We start from the raw sequence: 16599 nt of genomic DNA, 5'->3' as shown, positions 1-16599 counted from the left end.
GACAACAGCATTAGGAGGTGTGCGAGGCCGTCTCCAGCTGCGGGGTGGCGCGCCCGGCGGGGCGCGGCGGGTCCGCCCTTCTCACGCCAGACACCCGATCGGGTTTCACCACCCGGCACACGCCAACGCGCCGGGGCGGGGCCCGGGCCCTGAGCCGACGTCAGGCGCGGGGCTTCGCGCGGACGTGCATGCGCTCGCCCTGGCGGCCGAAGAGGCTGAGGATCTCCACGGGGCGGCCGTCCGCGCTGCCGAACCAGTGGGGGAGGCGGGTGTCCCACTCGGCCGCCTCGCCGGGGCCGAGGACCAGGTCGTGCTCGGCGAGGACGAGCCGCAGGCGGCCGTCGAGGACGTACAGCCACTCGTAGCCCTCGTGCGTACGCAGATCGGGCTCGCTGCCCCGGTCCGGGATGATCATCTTGTACGCCTGGAGGGGGCCCGGGCCGCGGGTCAGGGCCACGGACGTGCCGCCGTCCGGCAGGGAGCGGGGGGCCATCCGTACCCGGGGATCGCCCACCTCGGGGGCGCCGACCAGATCGTCCAGGGGCACGCGGTACGCGGAGGCGAGCGGCAGCAGCAGCTCCAGGCTGGGGCGGCGCTGACCGGACTCCAGCCGCGACAGCGTGCTCTTGGAGATGCCGGTCACCTCGGAGAGCGCCGCCAGGGTGAGCCCGCGCTGGGCGCGCAGCCGCCGCAGCCGCGGGGCGACCTCGTCGAGGACCGCCTGGTGGGGCGGTGGGGTGTCCTGTGCCCGGTCCGGTGCCGGGTCCGGTGCCGTGTCCTGCGCTGTGTCCATGCGGGCATTCCACCCCGCTGTCCCGGAATCGGCAACAAGAATTGCCGTACGGGGTCCGGGGGCGCACGCTCCTCGGCATGAGCACACGCAACGCTTCCGGACACGGACTCTCCGGACACGGACACGGACACGGTCAGGGCCAAGGGCAAGGCCACGGTCACGGACACCACTCCACCACCGAAATCGACTGGGAGGTCATGGCCGCCCACCTGGAGCGCAACGGCGAACTCCAGCTCCCGGTCCTCAGCCGGACCGCGGCCCGCCTGAGGGAGCTGCTCGGCCCCAAGCGCGAGGTCCGGCGCGTCCTCGACATCGGCAGCGGGCCGGGGGTGATGACCTGCGTACTCGCCGAGGTTTTCGCGGACGCCGAGACGGTCGCCGTGGACGGCGCGCCCGGGCTGCTCGACCGCGCCCTGGCCCGCGCCGAGAGGCTCGGGCTCGGGGCCCGGGTGGCCACCCGGCAGGCGGAACTCCCCGACGGTCTGGACGACGCCCTGGGCACGGCTGATCTGGTCTGGAGCAGCAAGGCCGTGCACCACCTCGGCGACCAGCAGGGCGCAGTGGACGCGCTCGCCGGCGTGCTGCGGCCCGGCGGGCTGCTCGCCGTGGCGGAGGGCGGGCTGCCGATGCGTTTCCTCCCGCGCGACATCGGCATCGGCGCGCCTGGCCTCCAGGCCCGGCTGGACGCCGTTCAAGAGCACTGGTTCTCGATCATGCGGGCCGAGCTGCCCGGCAGCACGGCCGTGGTCGAGGACTGGCCCGCCATGCTCGCCCGCGCCGGGCTCACCGGCGTCGGCGGTTTCACGTTCCTCCTCGACCTGCCGGCGCCGCTGGGCGGACCTGCCCGCGCCTTCCTGCACGCCCATCTGACCCGGTTGCGGGAGGCGATGGGCGAGTTGCTGGACGCGGAGGACCGCACCACCCTCGACGTGCTGATCGATCCCGAGGCGGCGGAGGGCATCGGGCGGCGGCCCGACGCCTTCCTCCTCTCCGCCACCACGGTCTTCACCGGCACCCGCCCGGCCGGCGCCTCATGAAGCCGACCGGCATAGGCGAGGCCGCCCGGGCGGCGGGAGGACGTACGGAGCCGGCGCCTCCGGTCCGGTGGGTGCTGGCCGGCCTGTCGTTGTCAATGCTGCTGTCCTCCCTCGGCACCAGCATCGCCAACGTCGGGCTGCCGACCCTGGCGCAGGCCTTCGGCGCCCCCTTCCAGGAGGTGCAGTGGATCGTCCTCGCCTATCTCCTGGCCATCACGACCGTGATCGTCAGCGTCGGACGGCTCGGCGACATCGTCGGCCGCCGCCGGCTCCTCCTGGCCGGCGTCCTGCTGTTCACGGCGGCCTCGGTGCTGTGCGGCTCAGCGCCCGCCCTGTGGCTGCTGATCGCCGCCCGGGCCGCACAGGGCCTCGGCGCTGCCGTCATGATGGCCCTGACCATGGCGTTCGTCGGCGAGACGGTACCCAAGGCGCGGACCGGCAGCGCGATGGGGCTGCTCGGCACCATGTCCGCGATCGGCACCGCGCTCGGTCCGTCGCTGGGCGGCGTGCTGCTGTCCGGATTCGGCTGGCGGGCCCTCTTCCTCGTCAACGTGCCGCTGGGACTGCTGACCCTCCTGCTCGCGCACCGCCACCTGCCCGCCGACCGGCGGCCGGAGCCCACCGCCGGCCGGGCGCGCTTCGACCACCTCGGCACCCTGCTGCTCGCCGTGACACTCGCGGCCTACGCACTCGCCATGACGACCGGGCGCGGCCGTTTCGGTGCGCTCAACCTGGCGCTGCTGGCGGCCGCCGCCCTCGGAACCGGGCTCTTCGTACGGGCCGAAGCGCGGGCGGCGTCACCGCTGATCCGGCCGGCCGTGTTCCGCGATCCCGCGCTGAGCGCGAGCCTGGCCATGAGCACGCTCGTCTCGACGGTGATGATGGCGACCCTGGTGGTCGGGCCGTTCTACCTCTCCCGGACGCTCGGGCTCGGCGAGGCCCTCGTCGGACTGGTCCTGTCGGCCGGCCCGCTGGTCGCCGCGCTGACCGGGGTGCCGGCCGGCCGCATCGTGGACCGTTTCGGCGCTTCCCGTATGACGGTCCTCGGGCTCGCCGCCATGGGGGCCGGTTCCTTCCTCCTGTCCGTGACCCCGCAGACGCTCGGTGTCCCCGGCTACCTCGCCCCCCTCGTCGTCGTCACCGCCGGCTACGCGGTGTTCCAGACGGCCAACAACACCGCGGTCATGGCGGACGTCCCCGCCGACCGACGGGGCGTCACTTCCGGCATGCTCAACCTGTCGCGCAACCTCGGGCTCATCACCGGAGCCTCGGTCATGGGCGCCGTGTTCTCCCTCGCCTCGGCGGCCGCCGATGTCGCCACGGCGCGCCCCGACGCCGTGGCCGGCGGGATGCGGATCACGTTCGCGGTCGCGGGGGTTCTGATCGTCGTCGCCCTTGCCATGGCGGTGGGAAGCCGTACGCTCGCGCGACGCGCCGCCGCGAGGCCCGCGGTCGGAGGGGTCAAGTCCAAGGCATGAGCAGTCGGTTGATCCACCGGTGGGGCGGACCGTCGGAGCATATGCTCGGGCCCCACGTCGGCGCGTCCGTACGTCCGTACATACGCCCGTGCATTCGAATGCCTCGCGAACCGTAAGGGGACCGCGCCGTGAGCGTCCGCATCCAACCCTCCGCCCAGGTCGACGACACGGCCGAGCTCGGTGAGGGGACCACGATCTGGGATCTGGCGCAGATACGGGAGGAGGCCCGGCTCGGGCGCGGCTGCATCGTCGGGCGCGGGGCGTACGTCGGGCCGGGCGTGCGCATCGGGGACCACGTCAAGCTGCAGAACTACGCCCTCGTCTACGAGCCGGCCGAACTCGGCGACGGCGTCTTCATCGGCCCGGCGGCGGTGCTCACCAACGACTTCTACCCGCGGGCGGTCGACCCCGACGGCACGCTGAAGCGCGACGGCGACTGGGAGCCCGCCGGGGTCGTCGTGGCCGAGGGGGCCTCACTGGGGGCCCGTTCGGTGTGCGTGGCCGGGGTGCGCGTCGGGCGCTGGGCCCTGGTCGCGGCGGGCGCCGTGGTGTCCCGGGACGTGCCCGATTTCGCGCTCGTCGCGGGCGTACCGGCACGGCGGATCGGCTGGGTGGGCAGGGCGGGGGTCCGCCTGGTCGAGCGCGCGGACGAGCCGGGCGTGTGGGAGTGCCCGCGCACCGGCTCGCTGCACGAGGAGAAGGACGGAACCCTCGTCGAACGGACCTGACGCCATGTCGGCAACTTGGAACACCGGCATTTCCTCAAAACCGCAATCAACGAGCATCCATGGGGCATACCGTGTCCCTGCACACGGGATCTGGGCCGGCAACACGCTTGTCCCAGTGGGGGGTTGTACACGACGAGAAGCATCGCGGGCAGTGTCGCGCCGGCGCGGATCCACCGCGCCCGCAGAGACTGCCGCTCACGCGTGCCTCCGTCCACGGCATCGCTGGGGGGTCCAGACGCAGCCGTCGGACGGCTCGTGCACCGGCAGAACGAGAAGCACCGCCGGGCACGCGCACCGTCATGCGCAGTCCCCCTCCGCGGAATGACGACCGCCAGGTCCGTCCGAGGAGCGATCAGAGGGGATAGGTGTGTTGGAGCCGAACAGCTCGGACATACGGAGTGCGCTCAATACGCGGAAAGTCGGGGTGGGGACCCGATGACAGCCACACGATCAGCAGCACTTGCCGGCGCGGACGCGCCGCTGCACGCCCTCGCCCAGCGGCTGCTGGCGCTGGCCGAGGCGGGCCTGCCCGCGATGTACCTGCCCGGCGCCGAGACCTTCGTCTTCACCCGGGCGGGAACGGTCGCGCCCGACGGCACCCGCCGCCTGGCACTGCGCGGCACCAGCACCCGGTACGCGGCCATCACCGCCCTCGGGGCCCGCTTCCTGCCTGAGGACCGGCAGCGCGCCCTGTTCGGCGGACGCACCGCCGAGGAGTTCACGGGTCTGCTGGTGCAGCGGCTGCCCGGGGTGACGAACCTCGGGGACGCGGCGCTCACCGCCTGGGCCGCCGCCGAGACCGGCCACCCCAAGCTGTCCGACGCCCTCGACCGGGTGGCCGAGCTGGACCCGCCCGGGCGGCCGCAGTACACGGTCGAGGCGGCCTGGGTGCTCTCCGCCCTCGCCGCCGCCCGCGCCGCCGTGGACGTCGAGGGCCGCCTCGCGGCCGCCCGCGCCCGCCTGCTGGCGGCCAGGACCGGCGACAGCCCGCTCTTCGCGCACGCCACCGGGCCAGGGCTGGTCCCCGGATACCGCTCCCACGTCGCCTGCTTCGCCGACCAGACCTATCCGCTCCAGGCCCTGGCCCGGCTGCACGCGAGCGGCGGCGACCCGGAGGCCCTCGAGGCCGCCGACGCCTGCGCCTCCCGTATCTGCGCCCTCCAAGGGGACGGCGGACAGTGGTGGTGGCACTACGACGCCCGCCACGGCGGCGTGGTGGAGGGCTATCCCGTCTACAGCGTCCACCAGCACGCCATGGCCCCGACGGCCCTGTTCGACCTGGCCGAGGCGGGCGGCACCGACTTCGGCGCCCACATCCGCCGGGGCCTGCGCTGGATGACGGAGGTGCCCGAACTCACCGGGCCGGCCGGCATCCCGCGCGAGCCGATGATCCGCGAGGACTTCGGCGTCACCTGGCGCAAGGTCCACCGCGGCGACCCGAAGAAGGCCGTCCGCGCCGCCCGCGGGCTCACCACCCGCGTTGCGCCGCATGCCCGGCTCACCCCGCTGGACCGGCTCTTCCGCCCCCTCTCGGTGGACCGCGAGTGCCGCCCGTACGAGTTCGGCTGGATGCTGTTCGCCTGGCTGGGGGGTCCGCAGAGATGACGCCACGGCAATCCCTCTTCGGGGTCGGACTCGACCCGCTGACCATGGACGAGACCGTACGGCGCTGCCTGGACGCGGTGGCGCGCGGCGAAAAGATCGAGATCGGCATGGTCAACGCCGCCAAGCTGGTCAACATGCGGCGCGACCCCCGGCTCGCCGAGGCGGTCGTCGGCTGCGACCTGGTCCTGGCCGACGGACAGGCCGTGGTCTGGGCCGGCCGCGTCCTCGGCGTCCGCCTCCCGGAACGGGTCGCGGGCATCGACCTGTTCCTGCGGCTGCTCGCCGCCGCCGAGGAGGCCGGCATCTCCGTCTACCTGCTCGGTGCCCGGCAGCAGGTCCTGGACATGATGCTTCGGCAGATCGCCGAGCGTTTCCCGAAGCTGCGCGTGGCCGGCAGCCGCGACGGCTACTTCGCCGACTCCGAGCAGGAGCCGATCGCCGACGCCATCGCGCAGAGCCGCGCCCAGCTGCTGTTCCTCGGCATGACCTCGCCCAAGAAGGAGATCTTCACCGCCGGCTACGGCACCCGCACCGGCGCGCAGGTGGTCCACGGCGTCGGCGGCTCCTTCGACATCCTCGCGGGCATCACCAAACGAGCCCCCCTGGTGTGGCAGCGGATGGGACTCGAATGGTTCTACCGCACCCTCCAGGAGCCCCGCCGGCTCGGCAGGCGCTACCTCACCACCAATGCCGCCTTCCTCCTCATGACGGTCCGGGAACTCATCCGCCGCACACCGTCTGCCGGTTCCGCGAACAGGAGTCACTGATGCGTGTCGTCGTCGTGGGACAGGGATACGTCGGCCTTCCGCTGGCCATCAGGGCCGCCGAGGTCGGACACCAGGTGATCGGTTACGACGTGGACGCGCGGCGGGTCAAGAGCCTCGCCGCCGGCGAGTCGTACGTGGAGGACGTCACCTCCGAACGGCTGAGCCGGGCGCTGGAGCGCGGCACCTACCGCCCCAGCGAACTGGCCCGGGACTGCGGCGGCTTCGACGTCGCCGTCGTCACCGTGCCCACCCCGTTACAGGAAGGCGCTCCCGACCTGCGCTACATCGAGGAGTCGGCGCACACCCTGGCCCGCTTCCTGCGCCCCGGCGCCACGGTCGTCCTGGAGTCCACCACCTACCCGGGCACCACCGAGGAGCTGTTCGCGCCGATCCTGGAGGACGGCTCCGGGCTCACCGCCGGCGCCGACTTCCGCCTCGGCTACAGCCCGGAGCGGATCGACCCGGGCAATGCCGTCTGGGGCTTCCAGCAGACGCCCAAGGTCGTCTCCGGCGTCGACGCCGCCTCCCTGAAGGCCGTCGAGTCCTTCTACGGGGAACTCGTCGACACCACCGTGCCGGTGAGCTCGCCCAAGGAGGCCGAACTGGCCAAACTGCTGGAGAACACCTTCCGGCACGTGAACATCGCGCTGGTCAACGAGATAGCCATGTTCGCCCGCCACCTCGACATCGACGTGTGGCAGGCCATCGAGGCCGCGTCCAGCAAGCCCTTCGGCTTCATGAAGTTCACGCCCGGGCCCGGCGTCGGCGGCCACTGCCTGCCCATCGACCCCTCGTACCTGTCCTGGCGGGTGCAGCGCGAACTCGGCCAGAGCTTCCGCTTCGTCGAGCTCGCCAACGACATCAACAGCCACATGCCCGAGTACGTGACGCGCCGCGTCATCGACGCCCTCAACGCCAGGCGCCGCTCGGTCAACGGCTCCCGCATCCTGCTGCTCGGGCTCGCGTACAAGAAGAACACCGGTGACGCGCGGGAGTCGCCCGCCGTGCGCATCTCCCAGCTCCTCCTGGACATGGGGGCCAAGGTGCGGGCGGCCGACCCCCACGTCGTGGAGAGCATCAAGGTCGACGCCCGGCTCGTCCGCGTCGAACCGACGCGCAAGGAGCTGGCCGCCGCCGACGTCGTCGTCCTGCTCACCGACCACGACTCCTTCGACTACGCCATGGTCACCGAGCACGCCTCCTTCCTCCTCGACTGCCGCAACCGCCTGTCCGGACCGACGGTGGAGGTGCTCTGAGCCCATGACCAGGATCATCTGCGTCGCCGGAGCGCGACCCAACTACATGAAGATCAAACCCGTGATGGACGCACTGGAACGCCGCGGCGTCGACGTGGTCCTCGTCCACACCGGCCAGCACTACGACGCGTCCATGAACGACGTGTTCTTCCGCGACCTCGGCATCCGCACCCCCGACCGGTACCTGGGCGCCGGCTCCGGCACCCACGCCCAGCAGACCGGCCGGGTCATGGCCGCCTTCGAGCCGCTGCTCGACGAACTGGCCCCCGACGCGGTGGTCGTGGTCGGCGACATCAACTCCTCGCTGGCCTGCGCCCTGGTCGCCGCGAAGGCCGGCCCGCTGCTGGCCCATGTCGAGGCCGGACTGCGCAGCCGTGACTGGAGCATGCCCGAGGAGGTCAACCGGGTCGCCACCGACCGGGTCAGCGACTACCTGCTGGCCCCCTCGCCCGACGCCGCGGCGAACCTGCGGGCGGAGGGCTACCGGGAGGACCAGATCCACGTCGTCGGCAACGTCATGATCGACACCCTCCTCGCCAACCTGGACCGGGCCCGGGAGTCGGACATCCTGGACCGGTACGGGCTCACCCGCGGCGGATACGGCCTGGTCACCCTGCACCGCCCGGCCAACGTCGACGACCCCGCCGCCCTCGGCGGCCTGCTGAAGGCCCTGGGCGAGATCGCCGGCCGCTGTCCCCTGCTGCTGCCCGTGCACCCGCGGGCCGCCGAGCGGCTGGCGGACATCGGCGTGCCCGGCGGCATCCGGCTGGTGCCGGCCGCCGGATACCTCGACTTCCTCGCCCTCCAGGACTCCGCCCGCCTGGTGCTCACCGACTCCGGGGGCATCCAGGAGGAGACCACCGCCCTCGGCGTGCCCTGCGTGACCCTGCGCGAGAACACCGAGCGGCCCATCACCGTCGAGGAGGGCACCAACGTCCTGGCGGGCACGGACCCGGAACGCATCGTCACCACCGTGCACCGGGTGCTCGACGATCCGCCGGCGCCCCGCTGCCCCGCACTGTGGGACGGCCGCGCGAGCGACCGCATCGCCGAGGTCCTGCTGGCAGGCGGGTCCGCGGACACCCGGCTCAGACCCACCGGCCTCGTCCCGCGCGGGGCCGGCACCGCACCGCAGTAACCGTACATCCGAGGGGGAGGAAGACCATGGATCTCGCCGAAATCTGGCGGGTCATGCGCAGGCGCTGGTACGTACTGCTGCCCGGACTGCTGCTCACGGCGGCGCTGGCCGCCGCCGTGCACCTGCTGGTGCCGGTGGAGTACCGGTCCCAGAGCACGGTGACGCTCCTGAACTCCTCGAAGGCCACGGCGGCCTTCGACGGCAACCCCTTCCTGAGTACGCAGGCCTCCCTCACCGGGATGGCCGACGGTCTCGCCCGCAACCTCAACTCCGACGGCTCGTCCGCCGCGTTGAAGGCCATGGGCGTGACCGGGCTGCACGAGGCGAAGATCGCCGACAATGCCCAGGGGCCCTTCCTGTGGCTGAGCGTCACCGGGCCCGACCCGGCCGCCGTCCTGAAGTCGGACGAACTCCTCACCCAGTACGCCGAGAAGCGGCTGCGTGAATTCCAGACCCAGCAGTCGGTGACACCGGAAGCCATGATCCGGATGGCGACGATCGTGCCACCCCAGAAGCCGGAGGCCGAGACGAAAACCAGGCTCCAATACCTCGTCATGGCAGGCGCGTTGGGCTTTGTGCTCAGCCTGGTCGCCACCTTCTTCGTCGAAGCCCGCAGGCGGACGCCCGGCAAGCACCGGCCCGCCCCGGACGAGGCGGCCGCGGCACCCGCGGCACCCGCGGCGGCCCCGGCCGCCGAACCGGCCGGTTCGCCGTGACCGGCTCCGGGACCGATACGGAGGCCGGCCCGGCGCCGCCGGCGCTGGGGCGCAAGGTCGGCTCCGCGGCCCGGTGGAGCCTGGTCAACACCGTCGTCATGCGGCTCGGGAACTTCGTCACCGGGATCATCCTCGCCCGCTTCTTCCTCGGCCCCGAGGCCTGGGGCGTGTACGGCATCGCCCAGACGGTGCTGCTGGTCCTGCTCTCCGCGAACGAACTCGGCGTCTCGCTCGCGATCGTGCGCTGGGAGGGCGACCCGCGCCGCTTCGCCCCGACCGTGCTCACCCTGAGCGCGGCCTCCAGCTGCCTGCTGTACGCGGCGCTCTTCGCGGCGGCCCCCGCCGTGGCGGCGGTGCTCGGCTCGCCGCAGGCCTCCGGGGTGCTGCGCGTGATGTGCCTGTGCGTGGTCCTCGACGGGCTGTCCCAGGTGCCCGCCGGCTTCCTCACCCGGGAGTTCGCACAAGGCCGGCGGATGGCCGTCGACGCCGTCAACTTCGTGCTCAGCACCGCGGTGACCCTGCTGCTGGCCGTCGAGGGCTGGGGCCCGATGAGCTTCGCCTGCGGAGCCGTCGCGGGCAACGTGGCCGCGCTCATCGGCTGCTGCCTCGCCGCACCCGGCACCCTGCGGTTCGGCTGGGACCGGGAACAGGCCCGGGCGCTGCTCCGGTTCGGGCTCCCGCTCGCCGGAGCCAGCATGCTCGCCCTCGGCGTCGTCAACGTGGACACCATGGTGGTGGGCTCCGCCCTGGACCAGCTCGCCCTCGGTTTCTACGTACTCGCCTTCAACATCTCCGGCTGGCCGGTCCGGATCGTCTCCGAGGCCGCCCGCCGCGTCTCCTTCGCCGGATTCTCCCGGCTGGCCTCATCGCCGCAGGCGCTGGCGAGTGGCTTCGGCCGCGCCCTCGGCGTCGTCGTGACGGCCACCGTCCCGCTCTGCGTCCTGCTCGCGGCCCTCGCCGGCCCGATCGTGGAACTCGTGTACGGAGAGCGCTGGCTGCCCGCCGCCCGCGCGCTGCCCTGGCTGATGGCCCTCGGCCTGGTCCGCATCGGCTGCGAGCTGGCCTACGACTGCCTCGTCGCCATCGGCCGCCGCCGCTCGCTCATCGCCGTCCAGGGGCTCTGGCTCCTCATCCTGATCCCCGTCCTGGTCATCGGCGCCGGTACCGGCGGGATCGTCGGGGTGGCGCAGGGGCACGTGCTCGTCGCCGGCGGCGTCGTGGTGCCGGTGTTCCTGATCGCGCTGCACCGCGGGGGCATCCCGCTGGGGACGGTCGCACGGGCCTGCGCCTGGCCCTTCCTCGGCGGAGCGGTGATGAGCGCGGCGGTCCTCGGCCTGGAGCGGTACCTAGGGGACGGCGTCCTCGCGCTCCTCGCGACCGGAGCCGCCGGGACCCTCTGCTACGTGCTGTGCGTCCTGCCCAGCCGCTCCTTGCTCAGAGGGTAGGCCGCCGTGACACGGGACCGGAGGCGGTGGGGAGCCTGGCTGCTCGGCGGGGTGGTGCTGGCCGTCGTACTGACCCTGTACCAGGCCGACCGCACCGGCGTGAGCGAGCCCTCGGCGGGACCCCCCGCGGGGCCCTCCGCCACACAGCCCGGCCGGCCCGCCCCCACGCCGCCCGCCACGGGCACGACCGCCCCCTCGGCCACCACGGGCACCCCCGGACCCTCGGCCACCACGGCGGAACCGTCGCCGAAGGCCTGCGCATCGCCCGGCGCCTGCGGATTCCCCGACGAGAGCAGCACCGGCCCGCGGACCGCCCTGGAGCAGCACGACACGGGCAACATGTCGGTCAAGACCAACGGCACGGTCATCAAGGGCTGGGACATCCGCGGTTCGCTCGACGTCTACGCCGACGACGTCACCGTCATCGACAGCCGGATCACCTCCGCCAACTGGTGGGGGATCAACCTGCGCCCCGGCTTCCGCGGCCTGAAGGTCCTGCACACCACCATCACCGCCGTGCCGGGCAAGGGCCCTGACAACGGCGGGGTGAACTACGCCGTCTCGAACATGGGCGACAGCTCGATCGAGGTCGGCTGGTGCGACATCTCGGTGTTCGGCAACGCCCTGTCCATGGGCCAGGGGGAGCTGCACGACAACTACGTGCACGACATCGTCCCGTTCCGCAACCAGGGCGGCGAATGGCAGCACACCGACGCCGTCATCAGCGGAGGCGGCAACAAGGGCCGGCTGACCGTCCGGCACAACACCCTCCTGAACTCCGTACCCGTGGACAAGGGGGCCACCGCCGCCCTCGGCCTCTTCGCCGACACCGGCACCGTCTCCTCGGTCGTCGTCGACGGCAACTGGCTGGCCGGCGGGGCCTACGCCCTCTACGGCGGCGGCCCGGGCGCCACCGGCATCCAGGTCACCGACAACGTCTTCTCCACCCAGTACCACCCCGGCAGCGGGGCCTACGGCCCGGTTGCCGCCTGGAACGCGGGCGGCGCCGGGAACGTCTGGCGGGGCAACCGCATGACCGATGGCCGCCCGGTCGTGCCCGAACCGGCCCCCTGACCCCCAGTGACCACGGAGAGTTCATGATGCGCCGTATCGCCCGGGCCCCCTGGGAGCTGCTCAAGCGGGTCTTCGGCTGGCTGGTGCTCTTCGAGGCCTCCAACAAGGTCCGCCTCTTCCCCTCAGCCGTCCGGCTGCGGCGCTTCGAGGACGCCGAGACCACCCGGCTCGCGGCCCTCCTGGGCCGGCCCCCGGCCGCCCTCGTCGCCACCGTGATCGCCACCCACCGGCGCCCCGAGGCGCTGCGGGCGGCGGTCCGCTCGGCGCTGGAGCAGACCGTGGCCGACCAGGTGGTCATCGTCGTCGACGACGGCGCAGGCCTGCCCGGACTGCCCGCCGACCCGCGGCTGTTCGCCGTTTCCCTGGCCCGCAACACGGCCACCGCCGGAGTCGTGCGCAATGTGGGGATCCGCCTGACCAGATCGCGGTACGTGGCCTTCCTGGACGACGACAACCTCTGGGAGCCCGACCACCTGGAACAGGCTCTGGCGGTCCTGGAGCCGCCCAGCGCGCCCGACGCCGTCTACACCGCACTGCGCAGGATGCTGCCCGACGGCACCGAGAAGGACGTCCTGTCGGTGCCCTTCGACCGCCGCCGCGCCGCCCACGAGGCCTTCCTGGACACCAACGCCTTCGTCGCGCGCCGCACCCGCTCCCTGTACTTCAGCCGCCTGCGGCGCACGCCCGAGGTGCTCCCGCGCGAGGACTGGGAACTGGTCCGCCGCTACAGCCGCCACCACGAGGTCCGCCACCTGCCCCGCGCCACCGTCCGCTACCTGGTCAACCCGGGGAGTTTCTACACCGCCTGGGACCAGGGCCTAGGGCCCGGGAGTGGCGCGCAGCGCGGAGGGGCCGGCCAGGGCCCGGGCGGCCGCTCTGCTTGACGCCCGGCCGAGGGCCGCCCGGGAGGTCTCCCGCAGCAGGACGGCCGCGCGGAAGGCGGTGGCAGCGGCGAGCCCGTGGCGGCGGCGGTAGAGCCGGACGCGGTTGAGGGTCAGCAGGGTCCACAGGCGCGGTGACACCTGCGAGTCCCCGCCGAGATGGGTGGCCGCGGCCGCGGGCTCCAGGCGGGTGACGAAGCCGCGGTCCCGGGCCCGCAGGCAGTACTCGGTCTCCTCCGAGTACAGGAAGAAGGATTCGTCCCAGGCGCCGCACGCGTCCAGGCAGGCCCGGGACAGGGCCATCAGCGCGCCGGTCGCCCAGTCCGCGACCGTCGCCCGCTCGTAGGCGGACGGGTCCGTGACCAGCTCGCTCCAGCGCGGGAAGCGCCCGGCCCGGCGGTTGCCCAGCACCGCCTCGCCGAGCGCCCGGGTCACGCTGGACTCGCGGCGCAGCGAGTGGAGGAGCGTACGGCCGTCCTCCTCGTACAGCAGCGGGACGCTGATCCCGACGCGGCCGCCGCCCCTCTGCGGGGCGTCGAGCGCGTCCACGAGCAGCAGGGCGCAGCCCCGCCGCATCCGGACGTCCGGATTGCACACCACGGCGGCCCGGAAGCCGCCCTCCCACTTCGCGGCGGCCTCCAAGGCGGCGTTCACCCCGGCCGCGTATCCGGCGTTGCGGCCGGTCTGGACGATGGTCGTCTCCGGGGCCAGGGAGCGGATCAGATCCACGGTGCCGTCGGCCGAGTCGTTGTCGGCGACGACGAGGCGCCAGTCGAGCCCGGCCATGCCGTCCGGCAATGAGGCGAGGAACTCCGGCAGCACCGCGGCGCTGTTCCAGGTGACGACGAGGACGGCTACGGGACCGGCACCCGGGGCGGGGTGACCGGCGGTCGGGCGGTCGGAGGGCATGGGGACTCCACGATCGGGGGCTGGGCGGGCGCCGCGCGCCGGACGAAGCCGAGGCAGCTGCCTCCGGCGGCGATCGTCAGGAAGAACATCCCGGCGAACATCGGGAAGCTGAGGGCGTCGAAGGTGGCGCTGATGACCAGGGCGACGAGGGCCGAGGCGAAGAACGCCTGCCCGAGCTCCCGGTCGGACTCGCCGCGGGCCAGCCGGCGGATGGCGCCGCCCTGGTGGATCCCGGTGAAGAAGAGGAGCAGCAGGGCGATCAGGCCCAGCGCGCCCGTCTCCGCGAGGGTCAGCATGTACTGGTTGTCGGTGAAGAAGTAGAGCTCGGGGATGAAGGTCCCGAAACCCCGTCCGAACAGCGGGCGTTCCTCCACGTAGGGGAGGATCGCGCTGTATTTGAGGGTACGGGCCTGGGTGCTGCTGTCGGAGTTCGTCAGGAAGGAGGCGAACAGCGTGCCGATGGTCCCGATCAGCCCGGGGACGATCACCTTGAAGCAGGCAACAGCGCCCGCCAGCATGCCGATCGCGGCCCACCGGCGCTGCGGCTTCCAGCGCAGCACCATCACCAGGACCACGATGAGCACCCCGATGATGGAGGTCCGCGACACCGTCAGCGGCAGGGCGCCGCCCATCAGCACCACGGGCCCCCAGCGGTGCAGCCGGCTCAGGTGCCCCCGTACGGGATCGAAGGCCTGCTGGACGGCGAAGGGCAGCAGGAGCGCGAGCATCCCGCCGAACTCCAGAGGCTGGGCCGTGGTGGAGCGCGGCCGGGTGAAGGCGCCGCGGTCCAGCGTGGTGATCTGGGGGACGCTCGACTGGAGTCCCGGGATGCCGATGTGGTCGGCGATGTTCGTCGCGGTGAAGAAGTCGTAGTAGCCGATCGCGGCCACCACCGACGCCATCACGACGGCCCGGCGCAGCAGGACGTCCAGGCGCGCCCGGTCCTTGATCCCGGCGGAGACCAGCACCACCAGGGACACCCAGACGAGCAGCGCGATCAGGCCGCGGTCCGCTGCGAGGATCTCCTTGTGCACGCTGCCGCGGGTGGCGTTCGCGAGGTACGAGGCCAGGACCGCGACGGCCAGCAGGCACATCACCACCCGGGGCAGCCGGGTGCCGGGGGCCGCCCGGATGCGGCCGGTGATCCAGGCCGCCAGGTACCAGAACAGGCCGAGCAGCGCGAAGACGTTGGCCGGGGTGCCCACCCCGCCCATGCCCGGCAGGGTCAGGTTGGAGGGGATGAAGAAGGCCAGAGCCAGATAGCCGGTGAGCAGCCGGGTGGTGTCCAGGTTCAGGGCCTGGAGCCCCCGGTGGACGCGCCGTTTGCGCGGTGACGCCGGGGGGGCGGCCGAGGGCTCGGCCGCCTCGCGCCGGCGGCGGCGCGCCATCAGCACGCTCTCCGTCACGAAGGAGAGCGTGAACCCGGCGGTCGTGCCGAGGATGATGACGCCCAGCACCTGCTGGTAGCGGCTCTTCAGCTGCGGCACCGGAGTCTGCGGCAGCACCACCGGGGCGGTCTGCACGAAGTACGCGGGCTGCACCTGGGCCGCCGCCTGGAGGGCGTTGAGCTGCTCCCCGGCGAAGGCGGTGAGCGTACTGGTCTCGCCCAGCACCTTCGCCCGGTCGGTCCCCGTGACGGTCAGCGTGATCAGCGGACCCGAGGTGTTGGCGGCGAACCCGACCGTGTAGGGGTCCGTCACCCCCAGGCCGTGCAGGTCCCGCGCCGCGTCGGCCCCCGACAGGGTCCTGATCAGCACGTCCGCGGTCACGACCAGCGAACCGCCGGCGTTCGAGATGGGATTGCCGAAGGCGGGCGGCAACTGGGAGTTGGCCGTGGAGTCGAGCAGCGCGACCGAGCTCTGCGACTGGTACGCCACCGGCACCGAGCGGTACAGGTGCAGCGCCGCGAGCAGGCCGAGCAGGGCCAGGGGCAGCATCACGTACCAGCGGCGGCGCAGCACCGCGCCTATCTCGCGGATGCTCACGAACACCCCTGCGGCGCATCGGATTTGATGGCGGGCCTACCCGTGTCCTGCGAGCATCGGTCACGATGGAAGGAATCCCCGTGTCGCCTGGTGAGTTGGTCCGCGCACTGCGCCGGCGCTGGTACGTCCTGGTCGTGGTGATGCTGCTCGCGGCCGCCGGGGCCCTCCACGTCCTGCGCCCCGACCGCACGTACGTCAGCTCGGCGGTCGTGGTGCTCAAGCCGCCGGTGACCGGCAGCCAGCCGAACCAGCTCGCCAACCTCCAGCCGCCGCTGGCGGCCGTCTCCTACGCGGTGATACAGCAGCTGCTCGCGCCCGACGGCGCGGCCGAGCTCAGGGCCGCGGGGGTCGAGGGAACCTACCGGCTGGTCCCGCGGAACAGCGGCACCAGCGTCACTCCGCGCCACCTGATCCCCTCCTTGCAGGTCCAGGCGGAGCAGTCCGATCCGGCCGCCGCCGACGCGGCCGTGCGCACGATCACCGAGGTCTACGCCAAGCACCTGTCGGACCTGGAGACACGGCAGGGGATCCCGGCGTCGGCGCGGATGAGCGTGGACCTCCTGGTACCGCCGACCGCGGTCGAGCGGACCAGCGACCGCAGCCGCGGACTGGCCGGGGTGGCACTGCTCGCCGCGGTCGGCGGCGGGGCGGCGGCCCTGTGGACCGATCAGCTCCTGACACGCCGGGACCGGCGCCGGCGCGAAGGCGCCGACACCGGTCCCGAGACCCCGGCGCGGGACGGCCGCGTGCCGCACGCCGCGGCGTCCCGCTGAGCCGTGCTGGTGGT

General features: G+C 72.9%; 15 protein-coding genes. 12 read left to right on the top strand and 3 right to left on the bottom strand.

All coding sequences use genetic code 11. The features are described from left to right. Positions 1-160: 160 nt before the first annotated feature. Positions 161-793 carry a helix-turn-helix domain-containing protein gene (locus J7E94_RS03815; RefSeq protein ID WP_215012293.1) on the bottom strand — a complete coding sequence of 211 codons (633 nt, stop codon included), beginning with the start codon at positions 791-793 and terminating at the stop codon, positions 161-163. Between the two features lie 77 nt (positions 794-870). Between J7E94_RS03815 and J7E94_RS03810 the strand changes: the two genes are divergently transcribed. The 11 genes from J7E94_RS03810 (at position 871) to J7E94_RS03760 (ending at position 12921) form a co-directional block, all read left to right on the top strand. Continuing rightward, positions 871-1830 carry a trans-aconitate 2-methyltransferase gene (locus J7E94_RS03810; RefSeq protein WP_215012292.1) on the top strand — a complete coding sequence of 320 codons (960 nt, stop codon included), beginning with the start codon at positions 871-873 and terminating at the stop codon, positions 1828-1830. Beyond that, complete coding sequence (locus J7E94_RS03805; protein WP_215012291.1) at positions 1827-3308, top strand: MFS transporter; 1482 nt, start codon at positions 1827-1829, stop codon at positions 3306-3308. The genes J7E94_RS03810 and J7E94_RS03805 overlap by 4 nt, the downstream gene beginning before the upstream one ends. Before the next feature lie 128 nt (positions 3309-3436). Beyond that, positions 3437-4036 carry an acyltransferase gene (locus J7E94_RS03800; protein ID WP_215012290.1) on the top strand — a complete coding sequence of 200 codons (600 nt, stop codon included), beginning with the start codon at positions 3437-3439 and terminating at the stop codon, positions 4034-4036. Between the two features lie 435 nt (positions 4037-4471). Continuing rightward, positions 4472-5641: a hypothetical protein gene (locus J7E94_RS03795; RefSeq protein WP_215012289.1), complete on the top strand. Its 1170-nt coding sequence runs from the start codon at positions 4472-4474 to the stop codon at positions 5639-5641. Continuing rightward, positions 5638-6408, top strand: a complete 771-nt coding sequence (locus J7E94_RS03790; RefSeq protein WP_215012287.1) for a WecB/TagA/CpsF family glycosyltransferase — start codon at positions 5638-5640, stop codon at positions 6406-6408. The genes J7E94_RS03795 and J7E94_RS03790 overlap by 4 nt, the downstream gene beginning before the upstream one ends. Further along, the gene (locus J7E94_RS03785) at positions 6408-7664 is read left to right on the top strand and encodes a nucleotide sugar dehydrogenase (RefSeq protein ID WP_215012285.1); all 1257 of its coding nucleotides are present in this window, start codon (positions 6408-6410) and stop codon (positions 7662-7664) included. The genes J7E94_RS03790 and J7E94_RS03785 overlap by 1 nt, the downstream gene beginning before the upstream one ends. 4 nt (positions 7665-7668) lie before the next feature. After that, the gene (gene wecB / locus J7E94_RS03780; protein ID WP_215012283.1) at positions 7669-8802 is read left to right on the top strand and encodes a non-hydrolyzing UDP-N-acetylglucosamine 2-epimerase; all 1134 of its coding nucleotides are present in this window, start codon (positions 7669-7671) and stop codon (positions 8800-8802) included. A gap of 26 nt (positions 8803-8828) precedes the next feature. Then, positions 8829-9518: a chain length determinant protein gene (locus J7E94_RS03775; protein ID WP_215012282.1), complete on the top strand. Its 690-nt coding sequence runs from the start codon at positions 8829-8831 to the stop codon at positions 9516-9518. Continuing rightward, positions 9515-10963, top strand: a complete 1449-nt coding sequence (locus J7E94_RS03770; protein WP_308344503.1) for an oligosaccharide flippase family protein — start codon at positions 9515-9517, stop codon at positions 10961-10963. The genes J7E94_RS03775 and J7E94_RS03770 overlap by 4 nt, the downstream gene beginning before the upstream one ends. 6 nt (positions 10964-10969) lie before the next feature. Continuing rightward, positions 10970-12037, top strand: a complete 1068-nt coding sequence (locus tag J7E94_RS03765) for a hypothetical protein (protein WP_308344501.1) — start codon at positions 10970-10972, stop codon at positions 12035-12037. 23 nt (positions 12038-12060) lie between these two features. Continuing rightward, positions 12061-12921: a glycosyltransferase family A protein gene (locus J7E94_RS03760; RefSeq protein WP_251056093.1), complete on the top strand. Its 861-nt coding sequence runs from the start codon at positions 12061-12063 to the stop codon at positions 12919-12921. On the opposite strand, the gene J7E94_RS03755 is transcribed toward J7E94_RS03760, so the two are convergent. Next, positions 12856-13827 carry a glycosyltransferase gene (locus J7E94_RS03755; RefSeq protein WP_215012281.1) on the bottom strand — a complete coding sequence of 324 codons (972 nt, stop codon included), beginning with the start codon at positions 13825-13827 and terminating at the stop codon, positions 12856-12858. The two genes, J7E94_RS03760 and J7E94_RS03755, sit on opposite strands and share 66 nt — an antisense overlap. Beyond that, positions 13773-15812, bottom strand: a complete 2040-nt coding sequence (locus J7E94_RS03750) for an O-antigen ligase (protein WP_215012280.1) — start codon at positions 15810-15812, stop codon at positions 13773-13775. Before J7E94_RS03750 ends, J7E94_RS03755 begins: the two co-directional genes overlap by 55 nt. Before the next feature lie 80 nt (positions 15813-15892). On the opposite strand from J7E94_RS03750, the gene J7E94_RS03745 reads away from it, so the two are divergent. Then, positions 15893-16585 (top strand): hypothetical protein, encoded by a 693-nt coding sequence (locus tag J7E94_RS03745; protein ID WP_215012279.1) that lies wholly within the window; start codon positions 15893-15895, stop codon positions 16583-16585. Positions 16586-16599: the final 14 nt, after the last annotated feature.

It is taken from the genome of Streptomyces sp. ISL-94 (genome assembly GCF_018614075.1).
Taxonomy (GTDB): domain Bacteria; phylum Actinomycetota; class Actinomycetes; order Streptomycetales; family Streptomycetaceae; genus Streptomyces.
Note: the sequence above shows the minus strand (reverse complement) of the source record. Positions and strands in the feature narration are given on the sequence as shown.

Coding starts and splice junctions, on each gene's coding strand:
- J7E94_RS03760 (WP_251056093.1), top strand. CDS start 12,061: ATGATGCGCCGTATCGCCCGGGCCCCCTGGGAGCTGCTCAAGCGGGTC.
- J7E94_RS03755 (WP_215012281.1), bottom strand. CDS start 13,827: ATGCCCTCCGACCGCCCGACCGCCGGTCACCCCGCCCCGGGTGCCGGT.
- wecB (WP_215012283.1), top strand. CDS start 7,669: ATGACCAGGATCATCTGCGTCGCCGGAGCGCGACCCAACTACATGAAG.
- J7E94_RS03810 (WP_215012292.1), top strand. CDS start 871: ATGAGCACACGCAACGCTTCCGGACACGGACTCTCCGGACACGGACAC.
- J7E94_RS03815 (WP_215012293.1), bottom strand. CDS start 793: ATGGACACAGCGCAGGACACGGCACCGGACCCGGCACCGGACCGGGCA.
- J7E94_RS03795 (WP_215012289.1), top strand. CDS start 4,472: ATGACAGCCACACGATCAGCAGCACTTGCCGGCGCGGACGCGCCGCTG.
- J7E94_RS03790 (WP_215012287.1), top strand. CDS start 5,638: ATGACGCCACGGCAATCCCTCTTCGGGGTCGGACTCGACCCGCTGACC.
- J7E94_RS03775 (WP_215012282.1), top strand. CDS start 8,829: ATGGATCTCGCCGAAATCTGGCGGGTCATGCGCAGGCGCTGGTACGTA.
- J7E94_RS03785 (WP_215012285.1), top strand. CDS start 6,408: ATGCGTGTCGTCGTCGTGGGACAGGGATACGTCGGCCTTCCGCTGGCC.
- J7E94_RS03805 (WP_215012291.1), top strand. CDS start 1,827: ATGAAGCCGACCGGCATAGGCGAGGCCGCCCGGGCGGCGGGAGGACGT.